The 22,378-nt window shown below is 41.9% G+C and carries 16 protein-coding genes; 1 reads left to right on the forward strand and 15 read right to left on the reverse strand.

Translation table 11 applies throughout. The features are described from left to right. Nucleotides 1-9 precede the first annotated feature (9 nt). Nucleotides 10-3,219 carry a TonB-dependent receptor gene (locus tag ASF92_RS17495; RefSeq protein WP_056096243.1) on the reverse strand — a complete coding sequence of 1,070 codons (3,210 nt, stop codon included), beginning with the start codon at nucleotides 3,217-3,219 and terminating at the stop codon, nucleotides 10-12. Nucleotides 3,220-3,409: 190 nt separating this feature from the next. Here ASF92_RS17495 and ASF92_RS17500 point away from each other — a divergent pair, with 190 nt between their 5' ends. After that, nucleotides 3,410-4,033, forward strand: coding sequence for a TetR family transcriptional regulator (locus tag ASF92_RS17500; RefSeq protein ID WP_056096245.1), 624 nt, complete (start codon nucleotides 3,410-3,412; stop codon nucleotides 4,031-4,033). On the opposite strand, the gene ASF92_RS17505 is transcribed toward ASF92_RS17500, so the two are convergent. From ASF92_RS17505 to ASF92_RS17565, 14 genes are all read right to left on the reverse strand, one after another. Next, nucleotides 4,005-4,259, reverse strand: a complete 255-nt coding sequence (locus ASF92_RS17505; protein WP_056096248.1) for a hypothetical protein — start codon at nucleotides 4,257-4,259, stop codon at nucleotides 4,005-4,007. The genes ASF92_RS17500 and ASF92_RS17505 overlap by 29 nt on opposite strands. 656 nt (nucleotides 4,260-4,915) lie before the next feature. Continuing rightward, nucleotides 4,916-5,749, reverse strand: coding sequence for a DUF3883 domain-containing protein (locus ASF92_RS17510; protein ID WP_056096252.1), 834 nt, complete (start codon nucleotides 5,747-5,749; stop codon nucleotides 4,916-4,918). Between the two features lie 14 nt (nucleotides 5,750-5,763). Then, a complete protein-coding gene (locus ASF92_RS17515) occupies nucleotides 5,764-7,389 on the reverse strand; it encodes a response regulator receiver domain (RefSeq protein ID WP_056096255.1) in 1,626 nt (541 codons plus the stop codon). 8 nt (nucleotides 7,390-7,397) lie between these two features. Continuing rightward, a complete protein-coding gene (locus ASF92_RS17520) occupies nucleotides 7,398-10,313 on the reverse strand; it encodes an ATP-binding protein (RefSeq protein WP_056096258.1) in 2,916 nt (971 codons plus the stop codon). Next, nucleotides 10,300-11,418 (reverse strand): DNA cytosine methyltransferase, encoded by a 1,119-nt coding sequence (locus ASF92_RS17525; protein WP_082489606.1) that lies wholly within the window; start codon nucleotides 11,416-11,418, stop codon nucleotides 10,300-10,302. The genes ASF92_RS17520 and ASF92_RS17525 overlap by 14 nt, the downstream gene beginning before the upstream one ends. Nucleotides 11,419-12,982: 1,564 nt before the next feature. After that, a complete protein-coding gene (locus tag ASF92_RS21290; RefSeq protein WP_197413324.1) occupies nucleotides 12,983-13,474 on the reverse strand; it encodes an L-dopachrome tautomerase-related protein in 492 nt (163 codons plus the stop codon). Between the two features lie 14 nt (nucleotides 13,475-13,488). Further along, nucleotides 13,489-14,058 (reverse strand): hypothetical protein, encoded by a 570-nt coding sequence (locus tag ASF92_RS21295; protein WP_197413325.1) that lies wholly within the window; start codon nucleotides 14,056-14,058, stop codon nucleotides 13,489-13,491. A gap of 63 nt (nucleotides 14,059-14,121) precedes the next feature. Beyond that, nucleotides 14,122-15,297: a zinc-dependent alcohol dehydrogenase gene (locus ASF92_RS17535; RefSeq protein ID WP_056096261.1), complete on the reverse strand. Its 1,176-nt coding sequence runs from the start codon at nucleotides 15,295-15,297 to the stop codon at nucleotides 14,122-14,124. 27 nt (nucleotides 15,298-15,324) lie between these two features. Beyond that, nucleotides 15,325-16,047: an SRPBCC family protein gene (locus ASF92_RS17540; protein WP_056096264.1), complete on the reverse strand. Its 723-nt coding sequence runs from the start codon at nucleotides 16,045-16,047 to the stop codon at nucleotides 15,325-15,327. Nucleotides 16,048-16,605: 558 nt separating this feature from the next. After that, on the reverse strand, nucleotides 16,606-17,844 hold the full coding sequence (locus ASF92_RS17545) for a hypothetical protein (protein WP_082489607.1): 1,239 nt from the start codon (nucleotides 17,842-17,844) through the stop codon (nucleotides 16,606-16,608). A gap of 72 nt (nucleotides 17,845-17,916) precedes the next feature. Continuing rightward, on the reverse strand, nucleotides 17,917-18,393 hold the full coding sequence (locus ASF92_RS17550) for a DUF4625 domain-containing protein (protein ID WP_056096270.1): 477 nt from the start codon (nucleotides 18,391-18,393) through the stop codon (nucleotides 17,917-17,919). Nucleotides 18,394-18,442: 49 nt separating this feature from the next. After that, nucleotides 18,443-19,348: a DUF4625 domain-containing protein gene (locus tag ASF92_RS17555; RefSeq protein WP_056096273.1), complete on the reverse strand. Its 906-nt coding sequence runs from the start codon at nucleotides 19,346-19,348 to the stop codon at nucleotides 18,443-18,445. A 26-nt stretch (nucleotides 19,349-19,374) separates the two neighbouring features. Then, nucleotides 19,375-21,783 carry a TonB-dependent receptor gene (locus tag ASF92_RS17560; RefSeq protein ID WP_056096277.1) on the reverse strand — a complete coding sequence of 803 codons (2,409 nt, stop codon included), beginning with the start codon at nucleotides 21,781-21,783 and terminating at the stop codon, nucleotides 19,375-19,377. A gap of 177 nt (nucleotides 21,784-21,960) precedes the next feature. Further along, a complete protein-coding gene (locus ASF92_RS17565; protein ID WP_056096280.1) occupies nucleotides 21,961-22,224 on the reverse strand; it encodes a hypothetical protein in 264 nt (87 codons plus the stop codon). Between the last annotated feature and the right edge of the window lie 154 nt (nucleotides 22,225-22,378).

Below are 22,378 nucleotides of genomic sequence, written 5' to 3' on the forward strand. Positions count from 1 at the left end.
CTTTTTAAATTAAAAATCGAGGTTTAAACCAAATGCATACCGGCGTTGGAAAGGATATGCCGCTGCGTTAGGTCCCTGGTTTACGGCTTCCGGGTCGATGAATTTTTTAATCGCCGAGAATTCATAAAGGTTCTCACCGGTTACGAAAAACCGCAAACGAGTAATGTTTATCTTTTTGGTCCATTTCGCAGGAACGGTATAGCCTAAGGAAACGTTCTTAATTCTCAGGTAAGCCCCGTTAAGTAAATATTTAGTCTGCGGAATGTCCAGACCTGAGCCATAGTTTGAATCTGCTAGCCAGGATTGCAACACCGGGTATTGTGAATCTGGATTCGCATCGGCAAGACCGGCAGCGATGTACGATGCAGAATGTTTCGCCCTTTGTTCAGCAGATTCAGCCGCGCCACGATAGAAATCGAGGTTCCAGGGATACACATTGGCATAAGGCTGCTGGTAAGGTCCCCAGAACAGGTAATTGTGCGGATAAAAATCCCTTTTAAGCACACCCTGCACAAATACAGACAGATCAAATCCTGCATAATCCATATTCAGGTTCGCACCCACGGTATAGCGGTCGGTACTGTTTCCAATAACTTTTAAATCTTTCGGGTCGTTTGCGCTCAAGCCTCTTTCGATTTTTTTATTGCCATCCAGATCCACGTATTTCGGCCAGCCCTCTACAATAGAAAGCGCGCCCCATGGAACAATGGCCGATTGATCTAATGCCGCAATTTCTGCTTTACTTCTAAAAACGCCATCATTCTGCAATCCCCAGATTTCACCAATGTCCTGTCCTTCGCGGAAGCTGCTGAATAAGTTCTGGTCATTTTTAAACCTCGTGATTTTTGATCTCGAATCCGACAGGAAAACCTTCGCATCAAAATTAAATGGCTTGCTGCCTAAATCGAATCTATCCCGGTAGGTTACCGATAATTCCCATCCTTTTGTCCTCAAATCAGCTGAATTCTGGCGCGGCACGCCTGTACCCAATACGCCTGGCAATTCCTGTCCGGCGGTAAGCATGCCTTTGGTATCGCGGATATAATAATCAAATGTAAAAGAAAGCTTATCATTCAATAGGCCGATGTCGGTACCCATATTCAAGGTAGACACCCTTTCCCAGGTATAGGTTTGGGGGTCGACATTCAATCCCGGCGCACCTGTAATGATTGGATTTTGTCCGGAACCACCGATTAAGTAACCTGATGTGCCCGTGGCAAGGGATTGGATATAACCAAAATCACCTACGTTCTGGTTGCCTAAATCACCGTAAGATGTACGTAGTTTAAAAGTGGATACCACCGGCGAAAGTGGTTTGAAGAAATCTTCGCCACTCGCAATCCATGCGAAAGACGCGGAAGGGAAAAATCCCCAGCGGCGTTCCACCGGGAAACGTGATGAACCATCATAACGGCCGGTAGCCTCCACAATGTAACGGTTCTTAAAGGTATAATTCAACCTCGAAAATGCACTGTTAGTTGCATAGGCAGCATAACCAGCACCAGCGGTAGCCGTTCCTGTGGTCAGCGACAGATAAGGCAATGAAGGTGAGATTAATATATCCTTACTCGCACTTACCGTAGAATAACTGTAATCCTCGCTGTTAAAACCTACCATGGCGCTGAAAAAATGATCGCCTATGGTCTTTTTATAGGTACTGTATAAGTTAAAGGCATTATTGTAGAGGTAGCCATTGCCTTCCGATACCGAACCGTTTCCGCCTTCCTCGCGGATGTCATTCGGTCCGTAACCAATCTTGTATCTTTTACTGTCGAAATGGCTTTTCCAAAGCTCCCTTTTGAAGGAAGCATCACCATTCACCTGGAGGTCGCCGTTTAAAAATAAGGCGGTGGCGCTGGTAATGTTCTGGAAACCAAACATATTCTGCTGGTTGTTTCCGCCATCCACCAGTTTCGCGGCGAGTTTACCCGCTGCTGTATTTGCCCAGGTGCCGTCCGGATTTTTTGCCACATCGGTCGGCATCAGGTAATACAAATCCGTAATGTTGCCATTCGACACTGCACGCTTCGTTTCGTAAATGTTCAGGTTGTTATCAATCTTTAACCAGGAAAGCGGAGCAAATCCAACTTTCGAACGCATTCCATAACGGTCCCAGTAATCGGCCGATAATTTATTCAAGCCGTTATCCCTGGCATAATCTGCAGATAAATAATAAGTTAAAGGCTTTTCATTAACGGTTGCACCACCTGAAAAGGTTAGCGTATGGCTTTTAGATAAGCTTGCGTTATTGAAGAAATAACCATACCAGTCGTTGCTGCCCATATAGGCCCATTTGGTTGGGTCGGTTGGGTTTAAACGCGTATCCGCGATGGATGGATTGTCTGATCTTTCCTTTGCCCAGCGGTAATACTCATCCGAATAATTTACATAATCCCATGGGGTATTGTCGGTTGCCGTTTCCAGCACACGCGAAAAGATATAAGGATCCGTTACGGGTTTAGGAAGTAAAGTCGGTTTTCCCCAGGATTGAAAAGTATTGTAACTGATCACATTGTTCCCTGCTGCTCCTTGTTTGGTGGTAATTAAAATCACGCCGAAGGCAGCCCTTGCGCCATAAATCGCGGCAGATGCGGCATCCCTCAATACGGTGAAAGAGGTAATATCAGACGGGGTGAGCCTTAACATATCGTCGTTGCTCGTGGCCGGAATACCGTCAATTACAATTAATGGAGAACCGCCGTTAATCGACGTATAACCCCTGATGTTGATGTTGGGTACACTACCCGGCGCGCCACCTGCATAGGTAATGTTTAAGCCCGGACTTATGCCCTGCAAGCCCTGCAACACATTGGTTACCGGTCTAGATTCCAGTTGTTTACCGGATATCTGATCGATTGCACCGGCTACATTGATTTTTTTCTTGGTACCGAATCCAACCACCATCACTTCATCTAGGTTGGCAAAATCGGCAGCAAGGGACACATTAATTTTTGTCCGGCCGCCAACAGCAATTTCCTGCTGCTTATAACCAATGTAAGTGAAAATCAGTACGGCATCGGGCTTAACGCTGCTGATGTTATAAACGCCATTGCTGTTGGTGGCGATGTGCTGGTTTGTTCCTTTTACCGTAATGTTTACCGCGGGAATGGTCTCCCCCGTTTTCTCATCCGACACCACACCGCTTACCGTTAACCCCTGCCCGAATAAGGCCGGCGATAAAAGTAACAGCGCGAACATCCATAGTAGCTTTTTTTTCATCGTAATTAATAATTAATTTCTTGTTTGGATTTTTTGATGCCTTTCAGCGCCGCTAAATTCACCATATCATATTAAGCTGAAGTTAAGCCCTCATTAAAATATTAATTGAACGTTCATTCAATCTATTCTGCTTTTTTAATTTGCTATTTCTGATTCCTTTTGCTTAGTTTGCAGTGAAATTAACAGCAGCATGGGACGTAAAAGCCTGAAAGAGGCCCGGAAACAAGAGATCATTAATGTATTTTACCAGGTAGCCAAAAAGGAAGGCTATGAAAATACTTCAATCGCGAAAATTGCCAAAGTGATGGATATTAATCCAAGCCTGATTATACATTATTTCGATACGAAGGAAGGCATGACCTATGCGCTGATTGATCACATACTCGACCGGTATTTATCCATTTATTCTGCAAGACATAAGGGCAAAGCCAACCTGGCCGACCTGGAGAAAACCATCGACATGCTCTTTTCCAAAAAATGGAACCTGCTGTTTGATGATGGCCTATTTTATACTTTTTATGCCCTGGCCTTCCGGGAGAAAAAGATAAAACTGAAATACAAACTCATTCTCGATGCCCTGCGTAACGGACTGGCTTCCATCATAGAACAGTGCAGCAGCCAGGGACTCATACAGGTGGAGAACCCGCAGGTAACGGCCGATTATATTTTTGTATTGGTAGATGGGGCCTATTTTTATCTATCCATGGAAAGCGATAAAAAGGCCTATGTGGAGCGCCTCGCCTATTATAAGCAAAAAGCCTACGATGCCCTATCTTTATCTGAAGCTAAGCTTCATCCACTTTCCGCTTCCTGAATTTACCGGTAACGGCAAATAAACCGATAGACATCCAGAGCAGGTTGGCTACCGCATTCGGGAGATCTTCCGTCTGAATTGCCGTGATGGCCAGACACAATCCGCCTGCAATATTTAAGGCCTGGAAGCTGAAGGATTCTGCTTTGATTGTCTTAAGGCTGAGCAATAAATAGCCAAGCGTGCAGAACAAAACGCCGAACCAGCCTACTATTGAGAATAAATCCATAATGAGTGTTTAAGGGAAATTCGTTGCGAAATTAGTAATACTAAGGGTTAAGCGGCAGAATAATTTAAAGAAAGTATTACTCATATTTTTTGATAAGATTATTGGCAAACTAGTTTTTTTACTCAATTTAAGAAAGCTTGAACATATTATATTATTAATAAGAAGAAAAATTATGATGTGCTAGACTATGCGTATTAATGAGTCAAAATGTGATTTTATAAATTATAGAAGAGATTTAACAAGGATTTTTGGAACATTAAAATTTGCTCCGTTAGGCATTTGTTACGGTTTTTTCAAGAGAATGGATTTCAAGGGTCATTCAAACTATGTTGAAATTTGTAGTTCTGATTGATGGATAATAAATAGTTATCTGTTATTTAAAGTTCACTTCATAATACCTTTTGTGCCATGAATCAACTGTTGATTGTTGCACATACTTTTTAAAAAATGCGATTTTGAAACCATTTAAAATTTCCTCTGTTAACGCGCACTAATAAAGTCAGGCTCTGGGGAGGTATTTCCAACAATATGTTTCAACCGATCTAAACATATTGTCATAAATGTCAAGAGTAATTTCGAGATTTTTTAAAAGAAAACAAAGCTTAGTTCAAGACACTAATCTAAAGTAGTAATTGTAATTTATTTGTGCTTTCAGATTAAAATCGTCCTTTGTACCCTACGGGCTCAATTCTGCAAAAGGCATCATATCGTCCCTTTAATTGGAACATCTTTGGGTTTATGTTAAAATCAAAAATTCTATAAAGATGAAAGTTACCCTCATTTTTAATTGAAAAATTGAATTCATTGGATGTGAAAAAAAAAGGCGCTTCTTTAGATAGTTTGGTCGTTTTAACCTCAATGTATTTATCCGTACCGTTTAAGTTTCGCGATAAAATATCAAAGCCTAAACCGTCACCCTGTTCTTTGGACACCCATTCAATTTTTTCTGCAAGCGCTTCTTTTCCAGATTTGATTAGCAGGTTTTTTTCAAATTGAATAGCCAGTTCTTCACCTTGCATTCCTAATAACCGATTATTTTGTTCCCTTTCCAAATAATTTATTTTGACAGGGTTTTGTGCCGGCCTTACGATTCGGATATCCTTTTTAATTTCAGGCGCCGTTACCAACCAGTTTTCAAATTTAACACCTTTATTCACGAACGAACTGTCATTAGCAAACTCACCAAATAATAATTGTACATTAGGATTCAACTTCAAATACCCCCTTACCGCAGGGATAAGTTTGCTGCGCTGAAATTGATCTCTTGGCAGATATCCTCTAATAAATGGAATATTCATTTCGACAAGTACAGCGCTAATATTTTGGTGCTTAAATTCAATTGAAGATGCCGTCCTATTATTCAGCAACGGAAACAACGCCTTTCTATGAAAAGATTTGTTAAGTACTTTCCCTGTTAATTCGTCTATCAACATTGAAAAATAGTCGGCTACTATTAGTTTGACCTCGGCATCTGACCAATCTTGTGGCATCAGGTTGTTTGAATTTACAATTTACCAAAATCTATACCTACCCGCATCGCATGAGCAAATGAATTGTTTGCCATCCTCTGTGTATAATTTTCTTTAATAGTAGAATGATAGATTAATTCATAATCTTCGTCCTTACCATCCAAGCCTTTTAAAATATGATTCAGGACCTTGTTATCTTTTATTTTTAAGACAACCGGCCTATTGTTCCATCTTACGGCGATTACTTTGTCATTGTCTTTAAGGTAAGAACAAAATACATCGTCGCCCATCTTCACCATTTCTACAGAGGAATGCTTTTTGCCGGTAATAAAGAAAAAATTATTTTTGATATTATCCGGTTCAAGACAATCGCAATGCGCAGTAATGCATAGAAAAAAACTACCATCTTTTTTTCGGTAAAAGACGTCACCAAATTTCAGTTTATCTCCGTCAGATCGTTTAATATGGAGTGTGTTATAATACAGGTTTAGCTTTAATATTTCATCAATTAGCTCGACTTCATTTTCAGATTTTTCGAGCTCTGTTAATTTTTCTTTAACATTCTTTTCACGATCGTAAGTATCCCAAAATTCATCTTGAACAGATTTCAATCTACCTTGTTTATAATCAAAATAGGAAATGGTATGACTTTTTATTATGCTCATCAGGAATTCAAAAAAACCACTTTTTTTATCACGTTGGTGATATAACACAGCATCCTTAATACTATCCGCGTCTTTGCCGATAAATCCTGAGCTTTCTCTGAGCAAACTTCGAGTTTCCAATGTAATTAGTGTTAGCAAGTTTCCGCAAACTTTTTGTAGGGCCGTTGTGAAAAATTGAAAGAGTTGTAAAGGCTCTGGATTGGATTTATTAGTAATCTGGATGATAGTGTGATTAACCATCAAAAAATTTTCGCTCACAAATTCAAGATTAAATTCGCTTTCAAATGTAGGAGTTTCTATAGGTTCAACCTCATTTAATATATAACCAAAGATTTCACAGGCCTTTAATGTGTCTGAGTGAACTTTTTTAAGGCTTTTCGCAAAAACTTTGTAATCATCACCAAGATCAGTTTCTATCAACTTTTTTAATTCTTGTATATTTTCCTTTTTAAGATCACCTCCCGTTAAGGCTATATCTTTAAATTGACCAATATATTTTTTAAAAAAGGACGAGTCGTGTCCAAGGCTTTCAATTTCCGCTATGATTTTGTTGTATTCAGCGACTGAAGCATCAGTATACTCAGGATTGAAGTAAGCCTTTATAAAGTATAATATTTGAGAGAAGTCCTTTACTTCAGTTGCGGTGTAGATCGATATGAAATGAAGACTGTCTGTATTGACGGCCTTTCGAAGTACTTTAAGCGTTTCCGGCTGTTTTAGCCCCTCGCCAATTAATTGCCAGTCTAAAACTAATAAATCTCTATTCTTAAAAAGATATTCGTGGTCTTCCTCCCAATTTTTGCCGGCATCGAATTTGTAAAAATCGATAGTTTTATTTTCTTTCCTGAAAGATTCATATACCCCCTTTGTTAAGGTGTAATCTGCATCAGTTTCCGTAACCTGTGTAAAAGGCTCAACGATGTTATCATCAATATAAATCGACGAAATAATTGATTTTTTAATAATTCCGACAGCAGGGCTTTCTAGATCAGTCATGGTGCTATTTAAGATTGTGATAAAGGTTTAATTACAAAACATGCTCCATTTAACTTGTTTAGAGCGGGGTCATTCGTTGCAACAATGTCCAGTCCAACACCATTAAGGCTTTTCTTGGCTAAATAAAGGCCTATTCCTCTTCCATTAGGACGGTTTGAATAGAATAATTTAAATATGTCATCTAATAGATAATCATCAATCGGCTCCCCCGAATTCATTATCAGTAAGTTACTATTAACCTCATCAATTAGAATTTCTTTTTTATCCGCTCGTTGTAACCAATAAATTGCATTGTTAATAACGTTTATAACGACAGGTTTCAAAATCGATTCATAAGTATAAATAGTCCACTTGGAAGCTTTGGGGGTTATATCAAATGAAATTTTATTTTCAGAAAATTTATCATGGAAAAATTCTTTTGTATAGTCTTTTATTTCCTGACCTGGAATTTGTTTTCTTATCCTACCTGTTGTTCGGTAAATAGGTTGTAAAAGCTTATAGTTATTTTGCAGGTGTTCAAATGCCGTATAGAGACGGTTATATTTTTTTTCTGCTTCATCACCGGGAATCATAAAGCGTTGCATTGTGCTGATATTTTCAGCTAACTGTGCATACAAAGTGTTAAACTGATGATCGATAATTTCAACGGCAATGCCTAACTGAGCGAGTTCATAAGTTTGGTTCCATTCTTCGCGCATTTCTTCAAACTTCCACTTATAAAACCCAACTAAATTATCTTCGTCAACATTAAAATTTATTCTTTTGATATGTTCAAGAAATGGTGCAGTTCTGCTAATCAGCCGTTCTCTGGAATCATTAAAAATGCTTTCCAGTAATTTCATACTTCTTCCGATATCATCTGCGTCGTCTTTTGCCGGAATGATTGCATTGTACTTGCCTTCAAAATCATCCAACAATATTTTTCGTTCATTTTCAAGTTCCCGTTCAATATTCTTAAAAGCTAGTTCTAACTCGGCAGATACATTACGATACTGAGAAATAAGTGTGTTTTTATATAAAGTGTTTTTATCCTGGAACGACTGGAAAAGCTCATGCACTTTCAGCTTATCTCTGACATTATTCAGTATAGAAGTTGATTCATCAAAATGACCGACTACCTTAGAATAATCCTTATTATAATTATGGTAAGTTTTCTGCTGCAAAGGCGTTGGCTTAAATCTGGTTGGCTTAGAAATTTTAAGGTCTTTTATTCTTATTCTGCAATTTTCCGCTTTTGTTATGATATTTTGAAGATCGTTATAAATGATATCAGATTGGTTAGATTTATTTTCCAGTTCTTTCAAATATCCGTCGTATTCTATTTGGAGTTTTTCTAAAGTTCCAGGAAGATCCTTAAGTTTTTGCTGAAACTCTTTTCTGGCTTGAATATCACGTTGCTTCTCCTGTTCTTCAGCGAGAGACATTTTTTTAAGTTCTTCTTGCTGATCTCGCTTATAATCTTCCTCTGCTTTGGTAGCAAAATATTTTTTGGCTAGATCTTTAAAGAAATTAATCAGGTCTACTTTAAAGTCGCGAAATGCCTGATTGTTAGTAAATCCTTCGCGGCTTGATTTATCTTTTAACCCACCATTTCCATCCCTAGTAATTTCAATATAACCGAACATTCTCCTATTGGAAAAAAAATACGTTCCAGCACCTTTACTGCGACGCTCTTCAAATTCTAAAAAATCTGTATCGGGACGTCCATATGGTAGAACCCTGAAACCATCTCTATAAATGAAAAGGCCACTATATATATCTAACTTACGTTCAAACTCATCTTTAACGGCTTCTGTCAGCGAGCTATCTTCCTTTTCACGCTGAACATAACCAAGCTTTATCTTGTACGGCCCATAGGACGTTTTCTTTCTAGCCTTTTGAGGTTTATATACATGTGGTATCGATTTTTTGTAAATTCTGACTGTCCCGTCAAAATTTCCCTCAACATCAAAATCACCTTCGATCATGTGATCAGACTTAGTGAAATCATCGGGTTCAAAAAAAGAGCGAAATGTCAAAAGGTCATACACTCCTGTGCCGTCACTTTTGTGTATCCAAAAATGAGTCTTATATTCAGGGTCTTTGGTTTTAAAAAGATTAAACAGGCCCGCTAAGGAGGATATGGTATAATTTAACGACGCGCTATCAATGTCTTTTGTTGAATCTTCTTTCGCAAACGTGCTTAGCTCTGTTATTTGCGGATCTGGATGAAAAATAATAAACCTGGTGGCATGTGCAGCCGATAAATCGGCTAAAAGACCTTTTACAACATCATTGATGATAAAATCAGGAACGCTAAGATTATTACAGTAAGAAATTATTGATGCCTTAATTTCAGGCTGTTCGCTCCATGGATCAAATTTACCGGGGGCTATTTGAGGAAAATTTTGAAGAAATTCCTTTTTTAGATTTTTCAGCGTTCCCTCAAACTCGTCTAATGAAGTAATTGAGCTTTGAGGAATTTGCACATCTCCTAAATATAAATTGTAGTTTTCTAAGATACGCCAGTCAAAAAAAACCAATTCCAAAGGGTGATTTTTCTTTTTAGTAAGCATAAGCATCTGAGGTCCCAAATAAGCAACTGCAAGACGGCCAATGCCTTTTTCGCCCATCTTTACACGAGGCGGCTTATCCAGTGTATCGGGTCCTTGTTGGTCGTACCTGCCTCGTGTTTTGGAATCGGTTCCCAAAACAAACCACTTATCGGATATATCTTCATCGTCCATTCCTCTGCCGTCGTCAGAAACGACGAATATGGACTGGCTCGCACCTTCATACCCCTGCTCATACAACGATGCTTCTAGGTTATTACCGTAAGCATCGTATCCGTTTTTCCAAAGTTCGGAAATAGCAGTAGGCAAATCAGCTATCTGTCCTTTACCTAATAAATCGACCGCTCTCGCCTTAGCCCTAAATTGCGCCATTTATTCTGTTTTCTATCAATGCATTACCAATTGCCATGGCCATTTTAGGAGGCACTGCATTACCTATAAGTTTTCCATTAATTCCTTGGCTCGAAGCCAAAAATTTGTAACTGCTACTAAAGGACTGGAGTACAGCCCCCTCACGTAGCGATAAAGCCCTGTCCTGTTCGGGGTGTCCGTATCGACCATTTGACAAACTGTAAAATTTAGTAGTTATAGTTGGTGATGGTTTGTCCCAATAAAGCCTACCATAGACATCACTATGACCCTCATAATCTTTATAACATTCCAATTGTAATTCTGGATCATCAGACCATTCTCTTCGCGAACCTCCGTTATGAGTGGTTCTTTGAATTCTTCTCATGTTCACTTCATTAAGACTGGCTGCGCTATGTAAAAATTCGCTATTATCTTTATGCCCTGCTACGATTGGGGGAAATACAGTTGTATCGCCGATAACTGATCTAACGGAGGTCACATTTTTCTTACTACCTGTAGGCAATTTTATTTCATTATTTATCCTCGTGGCTAGCAACACATATCTTCTTCTGTTTTGAGGCACTGAAAAATACTTAGCATTAAGTACGTCATCAGAAAACACATAACCCGCGTCGATCAGAAATTGTTTAAACCGACCTAATGGACTTTCATTGTTTTTTTTTAATCCTGGAACATTTTCTATAAATATATACCCAGGTCTAAAATGATCTACAAACCGTTGAAAATCTTCTAAAAGTAATCTTCCCTTGGCTGATTTATCTTTAATATTATTTACTGAACTATAATATTGACACGGGCTGCAACCTATAAATACCAAATCATCATCGTTGCGTTGAATTTTTAATTCAGTGCTAAGATCTTCAGGATTGTAGAGCGAAATATCTTTTTTCAAAAATTTACTCCCGGTATTATTCTCTTCGTAAGTAGCCTTACAATTCGGATCAATGTCGATTCCGGCTAAGACTTCGATGCCAGCCTGGACGAATCCCGCTGTAACGCCACCCGCACCACAGAAGAAGTCCACTGCTTTTAATTGTGGTGTAATAGGCGCTACCGGAAAGAGTTCTATAGGATTATTGATAACGTTAGGATTCGGTTGTAACATAGATAACTTTCTGCTGTTTTACAAAAAAAAATATGCCCAATTTACGGAGAATGTAATAATAAAACCTAATCTTAGGAGGTAGCACTATCATTTTTTTTGATATATCCTCAAAATGGGCTACCAAAGCCTCAAATGTATTCAATAATTTAGCTTGTTTCAGATTACATCCATAAGCTGGTGCGAGCTTGTAGCTTGTTCCTATATCAACTTAAATTATATCATTTCTGCCGCATATATTCAAAAACTAAAACTAGCTGGATAAATTAAGCTGCTTAAAGCAAGTGATTACGAATTCTAAATTTTAATAATGGCTTTTTTATATTGTTACAAGTTAAAAGCTCGGACCAGCACAAATAATGAATTGCAATCCGATCGGACTAGCGGGGGGACACATTGCTCATAAGAATTACTTACTTAAATGCAAATATAAGTCAAGATTCATGTATCCTTTCATCTTTAGCCTTTCCTATTATATAAATGTTTCATGTTCCAAAATATAATAATTATCAGAGCATAATAAACCCAACTGAAGCTATTATATCTTATTGATAAATATACTAAAGTGACAAGTAATATGAGACTAAATATTATCCAGAGTATTTTGGTCATCATATCGTTTGCTTACTTATTTTATTGACTTAAACGTCTCCCAATTGCACAACACTTTCAAGATTAGTGTTCAAGCTGGTGCGAGCTTGTAGCTCGTATCCAAATTAACTCAAATAATATCAATTTCTAACAAATATTTTCTCCGAAATAATCTGTAGAGACGCTACCGACAGAGCGTTACATAATTGAAAATCCTATTCATCAATTTTCGGAATTCGTTAAACTAAAATCCCAAACAGCGAATGTTTTGTTTTGCAATCCATAAGATGAACTCGTCCTTACGAGGCCGGAATTTGTTTTTATGATTTTCGATAAGCGTAAAGAATATTTTGGATTGGAGAAACAATTTCACGAGAAACAAAAAAAAGTTTCTCTAGATAATGTTTCTGGATGGAGAAACAAAAACAGGAGAAACAAAAGAATTTTCTCGTGAATTTGTTTCTAAAATAGAATAAGCTTGTCCGCCCATAGTTTCCAGACGGCGCTACGGATTGATTAAAAGCGTCTGTGACTGTTTTTATATTGAGTTATAAACTCAATTCCATGCTTGCATCCATAGAGACGCTATGCTTAACGCTAACGGACAGGGCGGGCATAGGTCTAGGAATTGCGTTCAGAAGTATTAGTCTGGCACACGCGTCTCGTTTATAACGAATCGATTATTTTAGATAAGTTGTCATTCCCAATTTAATTGGGAACCACGATTGCTCATGAATGCCTTTGAGGAAAGAAAAACCTATGAATAATCCTAATTCTATCGCAAAGCGCTTTAAGATTCCCGCCTGCGCGAGAATGACGGAAGGAAACGAAATAAAGCGATATTGGCCAGGTCTTACATTTTACGCAAGCAACAGGTGGTCATACATCTCAGGTTCTGGACATCAGTCTTTTTGATGGGTTCATAAGTCACCTTTTTTTAGTCTGCAGTTTATCAAACCCTCCTATTTTATCAAAGTCACAACTTCATCCTGTAAACCGTATAAGGACTAGTTCTCTTATTCACTCCATTGTTATATTCCGGCTGCTTCTGAATCTGCGAGCAACTGATGTACAAATACCCATCGGCAATGCTGTAGCTATCGGGCCAGATGAGCCTTTCATCTTTAATCAGTGTCGTCATTTTATGGTTCTGGTCGATTTTAAGGATGCGGTAGTTCTGTAAATCGCCTAAATAGAGGTTGCCGGCGGCGTCGAAGATCATTCCATCGGTTGAGGAGAAATGGCCTAAATCCTCTACTTTTGAGCCCAGTTCCGTATCGCTCATGCTGAAATTTCGCAAGAACTCTGTTCTAATGCGGTAGAGTTTGTCGTCGGTTAAGGGCTTATAATAAATCCAGTTGCCGTCGGGTGTTAGGGCGATTCCGTCTGAATTGATTTTTACAGGCTTACCTTCTTTCATCAGTTCCCTCCCATCGATGATGAACTTGTAATTTGGGTCTGATTTCACGGAGTAATGCGTACTCAATACCCTGCGCATCTCGCCGGAAGCGAGGTCACTACGATAATGCCGCCTCCTTTCGATTCACTCAGGTAAGCGAAATTTTTACTGACATCAACGCGCACATCATTTACATAAGCCGTATCGGGAACGATATTCATGAAGGAATAGCTCCGTTCCGGCAGGTTGGTTGTTTTATTCATCTTCACCAGTTTCGCCCCATTGCCTTGTATGGTTTTCATCATCGGTGCCGCCGGGTCGAGTATCCAAAGTCCGCCGCCATTATCCACATAAACAGATTGCACACAAACCCACATATTTTGCCCATCCTGACCGGGCTGCCAGTTGTTAAAGGCCTCGTTTGGATAGGGTTTTACGGTGTTACCTTCGGCCGTAACCACTGCATAACGGTAAATGTCAGACCACCTGGGGTAATTTACCCAAAGCCGGCCGGAGGGTTCCTTTGCTACACCCGTTAGTTGATAGGTATCATCAGCAAAAACCAGTTCGAGTCCCTGCGCATCCGACCTATCCTTTTTACAGGCCATAAAAGCCATCAGTACGATACTAAAAATCAAGAATTCCTTTTTCATCTTTATAATTTTAATTTAAAAAAGGCGCGGATGCTGAGCAGCCCCACGCCATTAACAGATTGTTTATCCGGCCGGAGCAAAGACCGAACGCATGTTTTTGTCTGTTTTTTCTTTAAACATCATGTAGCCTTCCTGCCCCATATCGAGCGACAATTTATGGGTCAGCAGATAAGCCGGGTCCACTTCTCCCCTGGCGACAATATCCAGCAGTGTAGGAATGTATTTCTGTCCGAACTGCTGGCCCATGCGGAAAGTCAGGCCTTTATTCATGGCCGCACCCATCGGGAATTTATCTATGAAGCCACCGTATACCCCGATAACGGATACCGTTCCGCCTTTGCGGCAGGCCATAATGGCTTGCCGGAGCACCGCAGGCCGGTCATTCTGCAGGCGGGCATATTGCTTGGCATAATCATATAACTTTTCAATCCCGGTGCTATCCGCTTCCATGCCCACGCAATCGATGCAACGGTCAGGACCACGGCCGCCTGTCATTTCTTTTAACGCCTGCAGTACATCCACTTCCCTGAAATTGAGCACTTCGGCATTTGCCCTGGTTCGGGCTTGTTCCAGGCGATAGGGATACTGGTCAATGGCAATGACCCGGCCTGCGCCCAGCAGCCAGGCACTATGCATGGCCATGAGTCCGACGCCGCCACAACCCCATACCACCACGGTGTCGCCCGGTTGGATACCGGCGAAATCGGCCGCCATGTATCCGGTCGGAAAAGCATCGGAAGTAAATAATGCAGATTCATTACTTACACCCTCCGGTATTTTGAAACAGGTATTTTCGGCAAATGGAATGCGGGTGTACTCCGCATGGCTTCCGGCATAGCCGCCTAAAGCGTGTGAATAACCAAAAATCCCGGCCACGGGGTAACCATAAGCTTTTTCGGTCCATTCTGGTTCCGCATTGGAATTATCGCATAAGGAATATTCCTCGCGCTGGCAGAATTCACAGCCGCCGCAGGATAATACAGAACACACCACCACGCGGTCGCCTTTCTTTAGTTTTTTTACTTCCGGACCCACTTCTATAATTTCGCCCATAAACTCATGACCGATGATGTCGCCTTCCCGCATGGCGGGTATATAGCCACCCAACAAGTGCAAATCGGAGCCACATACCGACGACAATAAAACACGCACAATGGCATCCCGTGGATTCAAGATGGTCGGATCGGGTACGCGTTCGGTACTTACTTTATTGATCCCTTCCCAGCAGATTGCTTTCATAACTTAACATTTAATTTAAAACAAGATTCAGTATTTTCCATTTTTGCGCCCGGAAGGCTGACCAATAATGGTTGGGATTTCGCCCGCTTCGAGCAACCGCTTAAAACGGCGCAGATCCTGTTTAACCAACTCCCTAAACGCCGGATTCAACAGGCCTGCCGCCAGTTCGCCGGCGAGCCCTAATGGTGGATGGTAAGAAATCGTCGCCTGTACCACGGTGCCCCGGTTAGCGGGGGCATCAGTAAAGCGGACTTCACCTGAATTTTCAATTTCAGATGCAGGCAGGGAACGCCAGGCGATGCGGCTGTTCTCTTCCTGATGTATAATTTCAGCGTCCCATTCCACCGTACTAAGGGCTTCTTTATTTATTATATTCTTAGGAATTTTTGCCACCCAATGCGATCGCTTGCCATCGGCCTCCCGCACCTCTTCGAGGTAATCCATAAACTTCGGCAGGTTTTCGAGCTGCCGCCAGAATTGATACACCTCTTCACGTGGTTTGAGTATCGTAACACTGGATTTGACTTCAAAGCCTTTGTTATCAGAATGCCCCTTATCGATATGCAGGGCATCGTTAAAGGCGCAATAACCGGAAGCACCCCTGAAAATCAGGTAAGCGCCAAAAGTGGTTAAGCTTTTACTTAAAGGTGATGCTTTTCTGTTCCAACCATAATATGCCAGGGCGGCCCCGCCCAGAACGGATATTACCCTGCCGGTTGTAGTTACATTAGTTTTATGTTTCGTTTCCATGATCTTTCAATAAATGATGGATATTAAAGATATAACCAACTAAAAACTAAAGGGTTCGTGTAATAAATACCTGATAGCTTCGTGCAGAGTACGGGTTTTTTAAGGGTGTAAATTACTCCGGCTTGTACATAAGTTTATAAATCACGTTCGGTAGGATTAGTCCGGCGCGAGCGTATCAAGTACTCTGGCGCAAGCGTCCCGCTTGTGACTAATACAAAAAATGAAATAGTTAATTATAAAAGCCGGTAAAGCACAAGCGGGACGCTTGCGCTAGATGGGGATATTAAAGATATAACCCCCGCTTGTGACTAATCCAAAAAACGAAATAGTTAATTATAAAAGCCCATTAAAGCACAAGCGGGACGCTTGCGCTAGATGGGGCTAAATGGAGTTTTAATGATGGAATTATCTTGAAACAGGAACAATCCTGGCAATATATAGGCCTTAATATTCAACAAAGTGGGTTTGGCTTTGAAAATGATGGGTTTCGGGTATGTTCCAGTACCGTTAAAACAACAGGAAGGGCACCGATAAATCTGTGCCCTTCCTGCGTTCTAATTACATATGTCCGGCGCTGCTCTCAAAACCGAAAAGCGTCAGTCTTACCGGTTTCGAGCTTACTTTGTGCCTGGTTACTTTACTAAAGTCAGCAAGATCGACCTGGTAAACCTCGCCCGAGGAAGGGACAGCGATGTAAGCAAATTTTGTTGTGGCCTCCAGTACCGGCTTGTAGGTATCAGCAGAAGCAACTGCAGAAATTACACTGCCTTCTTTTTTCAATGCACCGCTTTGCAGGTCATATATCCTTAGTTTGCCATCGAGGGTCAAAACAAGCAGGTTTTTGCCTGAATAGTCCACCTTGCACTGGAAAGCATCAGCACCGCTATAGATCGGTGTAATTTTGCTTCCTGTAACGTCGATTAGATAAGCGCCTTTAGTGGCGACAAAACCGATGAATTTTCTAGCTGATTCGGCATAATAAACGTTTGCTAACCTGAATGCGCCAAAGCCGTCAGGATTGGGAATCAGCTTTTGTTCACCAGATGCACTCACCACCAGCACACCACCCGCAGTTGCCCCGGCACTGGTGAATCCACCAAATACGGCAACATTTCCATCGCTCGCATTGCCATGTATGGCGCCAATCTCCAGAGTTGAAGCATGAACGACAGTGCCGGATTTATTGATGATCTGAACCCTGTTAGGAGACGCACCGCTGACTGGCGCTACCGTTACCGCATAATTGCCATTACTGAACTGCGCCATCGCACCATGGTGCGGCAACAGCCCTGCATTGATAATCCTGAATCTGGCACCCGCTGTATTGAAGTCGGCATCATAACCGACACTGAGTGTACCGTCGGCATCATTAAAAATTAAGGATTCTGTACCCTTGCTTTTAAAATGCGTTGGTTTCAACCCGGTTGCAGTAATTGCAGCCCATTTAGCATTACCCACCTCATCTACATGGTCGACATGAGATGCAAGGCCGCTGTCGAATACCTCCACCAGGTTTTGGTTTTGATACAAGACAGCAGCATAACGTCCGGACGCCGTTCCATAAAGGTTGGCCAACGGATACTTTGCAGCTATCGCGGTTACTTTTGCATTAAATGGATCGATGAAACTTAACTGTGTACTTTGCTCATCGCTTACCAATACCCGGACGAATTTCTGTTCCTTGTTTGCTTCACCCGGTTGCTCCGGATCCGGCCCAGCATTGTCTTTTTTACAAGCGGCAAATGCAAGTGTGATTGTCAGCAAACAGGCTAATTTTTTTAAGTGATTTTTTTTCATGATTTTGATTTATTGGATGATAACTGCTGATAACAGCATTTTTAGTGTGAAAGAAATTATTAAGCGATTGTCTTAACTTGCTATTTTAATGCTTAAGCCTTTTATGGTTTGCCAGCCTTCCTTGTCGGTAAGCCGGATCATAAAATGGTAATCACCGGCATCAATGTCTGAAGGCACCGTGATCTCCTGCTTTACTTCATAGGATTTTGATTCTGCTGGTATTGAATAGCTTTGAATGAAAAGGAAAGGCTTTACGGGCGTTTTTATGGCGTCCATGGCACAGCTTTCTACTTCGGTACTGTGCGTATGGTGGTCGAAGTTGTGATGAATGTCCACACTCACAGAACCCAGTTGCGAATTATCGCTAAGCTGAGCCTGGAATAAGAATTTTTCACCACGTTTAACGGTGCTGCACTGTTTTGGGAAAGCGGTCGTTCCGGTTACATTAATGACCGGGTATTCCGTATCAATGGCTTCCTGGTTGTCTTTTTTACAGGCGCTGATACCCACCATTAGGATCAGGCAAAGGCCTGTTAGCTGCTTTTTCATATTAAATGTTCTTGTTAAGGGGTAGTTTATAATTGCTGTCTTTGTTGGCTTAGTAATTAATCGTTACCGGGATCGTCTTGTGCGTACTCACCTTATAAGTGGAATTAAAATACAGGATAACCAGGTTATATTGACCGGATTCCCATGCTTTATTACCGGTTATCGCGTTACCGAGCACATCCTTCTCTGCACCGATCACGATATCATCGCCGCCCCATACGCCATTGATCTGCTTCTGGGTATTCACTTTCGATGCCGGACCAAGGCCTGTATGTTCTGTTTTAGAGATGATGGTCGCTTTGGCCATATCCAGCTGCGCTACCGTTTCCGGAAAGTAGTTTAGCTTGCGCTTGATTAATGCGGTATACAAGATACCGTCACCCTGGATTTGCTTAACCTGGGCGCGTGCAGTAAATTTATCGCCTTTTTTGAACAGGAGCGGATTTTCTACATAAGTGTTCATGTAGTAAACCATGTCGTCGTTCCTCGAAAAAATATCCCGGTCAACCATTGGATCGACAGGCATATTGGCCGCGTCTATGATCGCCAGGTCTTCTTTTAGTTCGAGTTTGGTTCCGTTTTCATCATTAACAGTGAAAATAAATTCGTAGGTACCCTCCGGCGCTTCGGCGGGAATCGTGAAATGCTTATGCACGGTCGTGTTTTTCACACCCTTAAATTCTGCCCAGTCCAATTCCATTTTCCAGCTTGCTGAATAAGTTTGTCCCGCTTTTTGCAGGATCTTAACCGACACTGCGGAGATCCGGAGGGCCGCCGTAACGTCTGCGTTAAAATGGAAATCGCGGCCCCTGATGGCTTGCTTGTTGTTTGCGTAGCCAATCTCAATGTGGTCTGCGGTCGGTTTAACAGCTTCAGGCTCCTCCTGTTCTTTTTTACAGGCACTAAAGGTGCCGGCAAGCATTAAAAATGCCACTAGAATTTTTGTTTTTTTCATAATCGTTTTTCTTGTTTTTATCGTGTTTAATTGTTTGCTTTTTTAATTGCGAAAGGCACTTTGAGCGATAGAATAAGGTTCCTGCCAGCTTCCGGGAGTTCAATGAGCCGGTAAAAACTGGTATGATTGAGGTACCGGGTATTCAGTACATTTTGCGCCTGAAGGCTAATCATTAAAGACTGGCTACCCAGGCTTACCTTAGTTCCCGCCTGAATGTTAATCACACTGTACCCCGGGGATACCTTTTCGGGAGGGACAATGTTGTTTTGTGCCGCTGTAAGGCGATAATCAACAGAGATGTAGGTATTTTGAAGCTTTTCACTGAGTTCGGGAGACCAGGTCAGGTTAAGTAAGGCCGAGGCTGGCGGTGAGAAAGGCAGCGTATAACCTTTTTTATCCCCCGATAACTGTTTTGCATATACATATTCGCCCAGGAATTCCGCGCTCAAGCTTTTCAGAATGTGATACTTTAACTGAATTTCTCCGCCGTAGCGCACCACCCGGCTTTGTGCATACTGAAACACCTGGTTACCGGCCCCATAATAATAGTCATGTTGGGCAGTAGGATTAAGATAGATGTAGTTGGGAAAATAATTGTAAAAAGGACTGACCTGCACGGACCATTTTTCTTCCGTCCAGCCGAGACCCAGGTCTGCCTGGTAAGATTGTTCGGGCGCTAAAGAAGGATCGCCGCGCTCATAGCTAAAGTAGTGGTAGTTGACACCATTGGCACTCAGTTCCTTGGCGATTGGCATCCGGAAACTTTTCCCAAGGTTTGCCTTTAGGTTAAACTTGCCGGCATTGTAGTTCAATCCTGCCGACCATACCAGGCTGTTAAAGCGGCGGTTGAGATTATCGGCCCGGACGAGTTTCTGAGAGGTGGTGTCACGATCCTCAACGATTTGGGATTCAAACCAGTCCGTATATTTGAACATTCTGATCTGCCCATAATCATAGCGAATGGCACCATGGAACAGTACCCTTTCATTCAATTGGAATTTGTCGTAGGCGAAAGCTCCGGCCGTAGTTTGCTTAAATGCAGGCACGAGGAAGGTCCAGCCATTGATCGCATTATCCTGATGCGCCCCATTGAAACCTATAGTGAGCCTGTGTTTCCCCAGTTTGATTTCATCACGGAGGTTTAAATCGTACACTTGCTTGTTGAATTCACGCTCCAGGTCGACCGGAATGCGCATGGTATCCGGATAAACTGGTGGCATGTAGCCATGGTTCACATACTGGCTGAACTCCTGGCGGAAATTCCGCTGGTAGCCCAGTTCCATTTCCAACTGATGCCTGCCAAACCGGTACGCACTGCGGTTGATCAGCTTAAAGTGGTTTACCTGCTGGCTGGGTTTCAGAACATCGCGTGATGAAGCGTCGTATATTTCTGCTGGTACGTTACGCGGCTCCAGCCCATGGGCGTTTGCAAAAAAGCCGCTTTTACTGTAAAGGTTGCTTAAGTAAAATAGGCTACGGAAACGTTCACCCACAAAACCGGTATTCAGGTGCAGGCCGGTTTCATTACCTGCCGTATTACGTATGTGATTTTTGAATAAATTAACCTGGTAGTTGTATACCTGAACGTAATCTGCCGGCACACGGTAGTCGCCGTAGTTCTGATAGGTAAACCGGCCATCGGCAAACCAATGCGTACTCCGGCCCAGAAGATTGACCGAAGTACCAAAAAGATTGTTATTGATCTTTCCGATCAGGTCAACCGATCCGGCAATGCTATGGGGCCGTGGTACCGCGGCAGGTTTTACGTTAATGATGCCGCCTATGGCATCCGAGCCGTAAAGAAACGAGGCGGCGCCTTTAATTAATTCGACTTCGCCGGCAGCAAACTGATCAAGTTCCAACCCATGGTCTGCACCCCATTGCTGGCCTTCATGTTTCACGCCTTTATCAACCACCACCACACGATTGAACCCTAGCCCACGGATGAGCGGTTTGGATTGACCGGAGCCGATGCCGATGGTTTTAATGCCAGGTATGCGCGACAAAGTGCTCATCAGGCTGCCCCCAAGGTTACGCTGTATGAAGTCCTGATTAACAACCTCTATATTCATTGATTCGCTTTGCTTGCGTTCTTTGATGTGGTTGTTGCTTACGTAAACTTCCTTCAGTTGGTAATGCATTTCCTGTAAAACCAGCTCTACCTGTTGGTCGGCCAATAATTTTATCGTCCTGCTTTGAGACCGGTAACCTTCCTGTTCCGCTTTGAGCACATATTCACCTTTAGGAAGGCCTGTAAAAGCAAAATGCCCGGTCGTGTCGGTAAAAACCACCGCTGCAACCGGATGGATTGAAATCCGGACCCCGGATAAATCGTGCCGGTACCCATCGGTAATTTTTCCGGACAACCGTAAACCCTGACCGGATACCCAAATGCAGGAAAACAGTAACAAATGCACCAATAAAATTTTCTTCATGACGAATGAAGCTTGTAGGAAAATGAAGCCGGGAATGCGTAAGCACACCTATAGAGGTTGCATGCGCAGCAACGCGACAATTAATGAATAAATGGGAATGTTAGAATCAGCAGCGTAACCACCGCTTACATGCAGCGGCAGTTGTGTAAACCATTAAAAATAGTTGACCTGCTTTGCTCAGCTTTGAGGAGGGCCTTTGTTGGTAAAGCCCTGAAGGGTAAATTTATAGTTGCCGATGTAATGGCGGGTGTTGTGCGTAATCAGCGTTGGTAAAGGCGTTACGAGTGCCGGCGGATAGGCCGCGTGTATCGTCTCGCTTTGTTTATGAAAGTAAAAATCACAGACCTTACACTTCTCAACCGCATAGGTCAAATCATCCTCACCCGATTGCTCTGTAGTTACGCCCCTGTCGTGCATGTGAAATACCTGAACCACAGTCATAGAAATAAAAAGAACGACCATCAGGAAGGAGACGACCTGACAGCACTTTTTTTGGATATTGTTCTTTTTAACTTTCAATACGCGACAAAGTTGCATTTAAAATTTAATAATCCATAATCGATTGTGAAATAATTTAATATATGGGCTAGAGATC

Source organism: Pedobacter sp. Leaf176 (assembly GCF_001424305.1).
Taxonomy (GTDB): Bacteria; Bacteroidota; Bacteroidia; order Sphingobacteriales; family Sphingobacteriaceae; genus Pedobacter.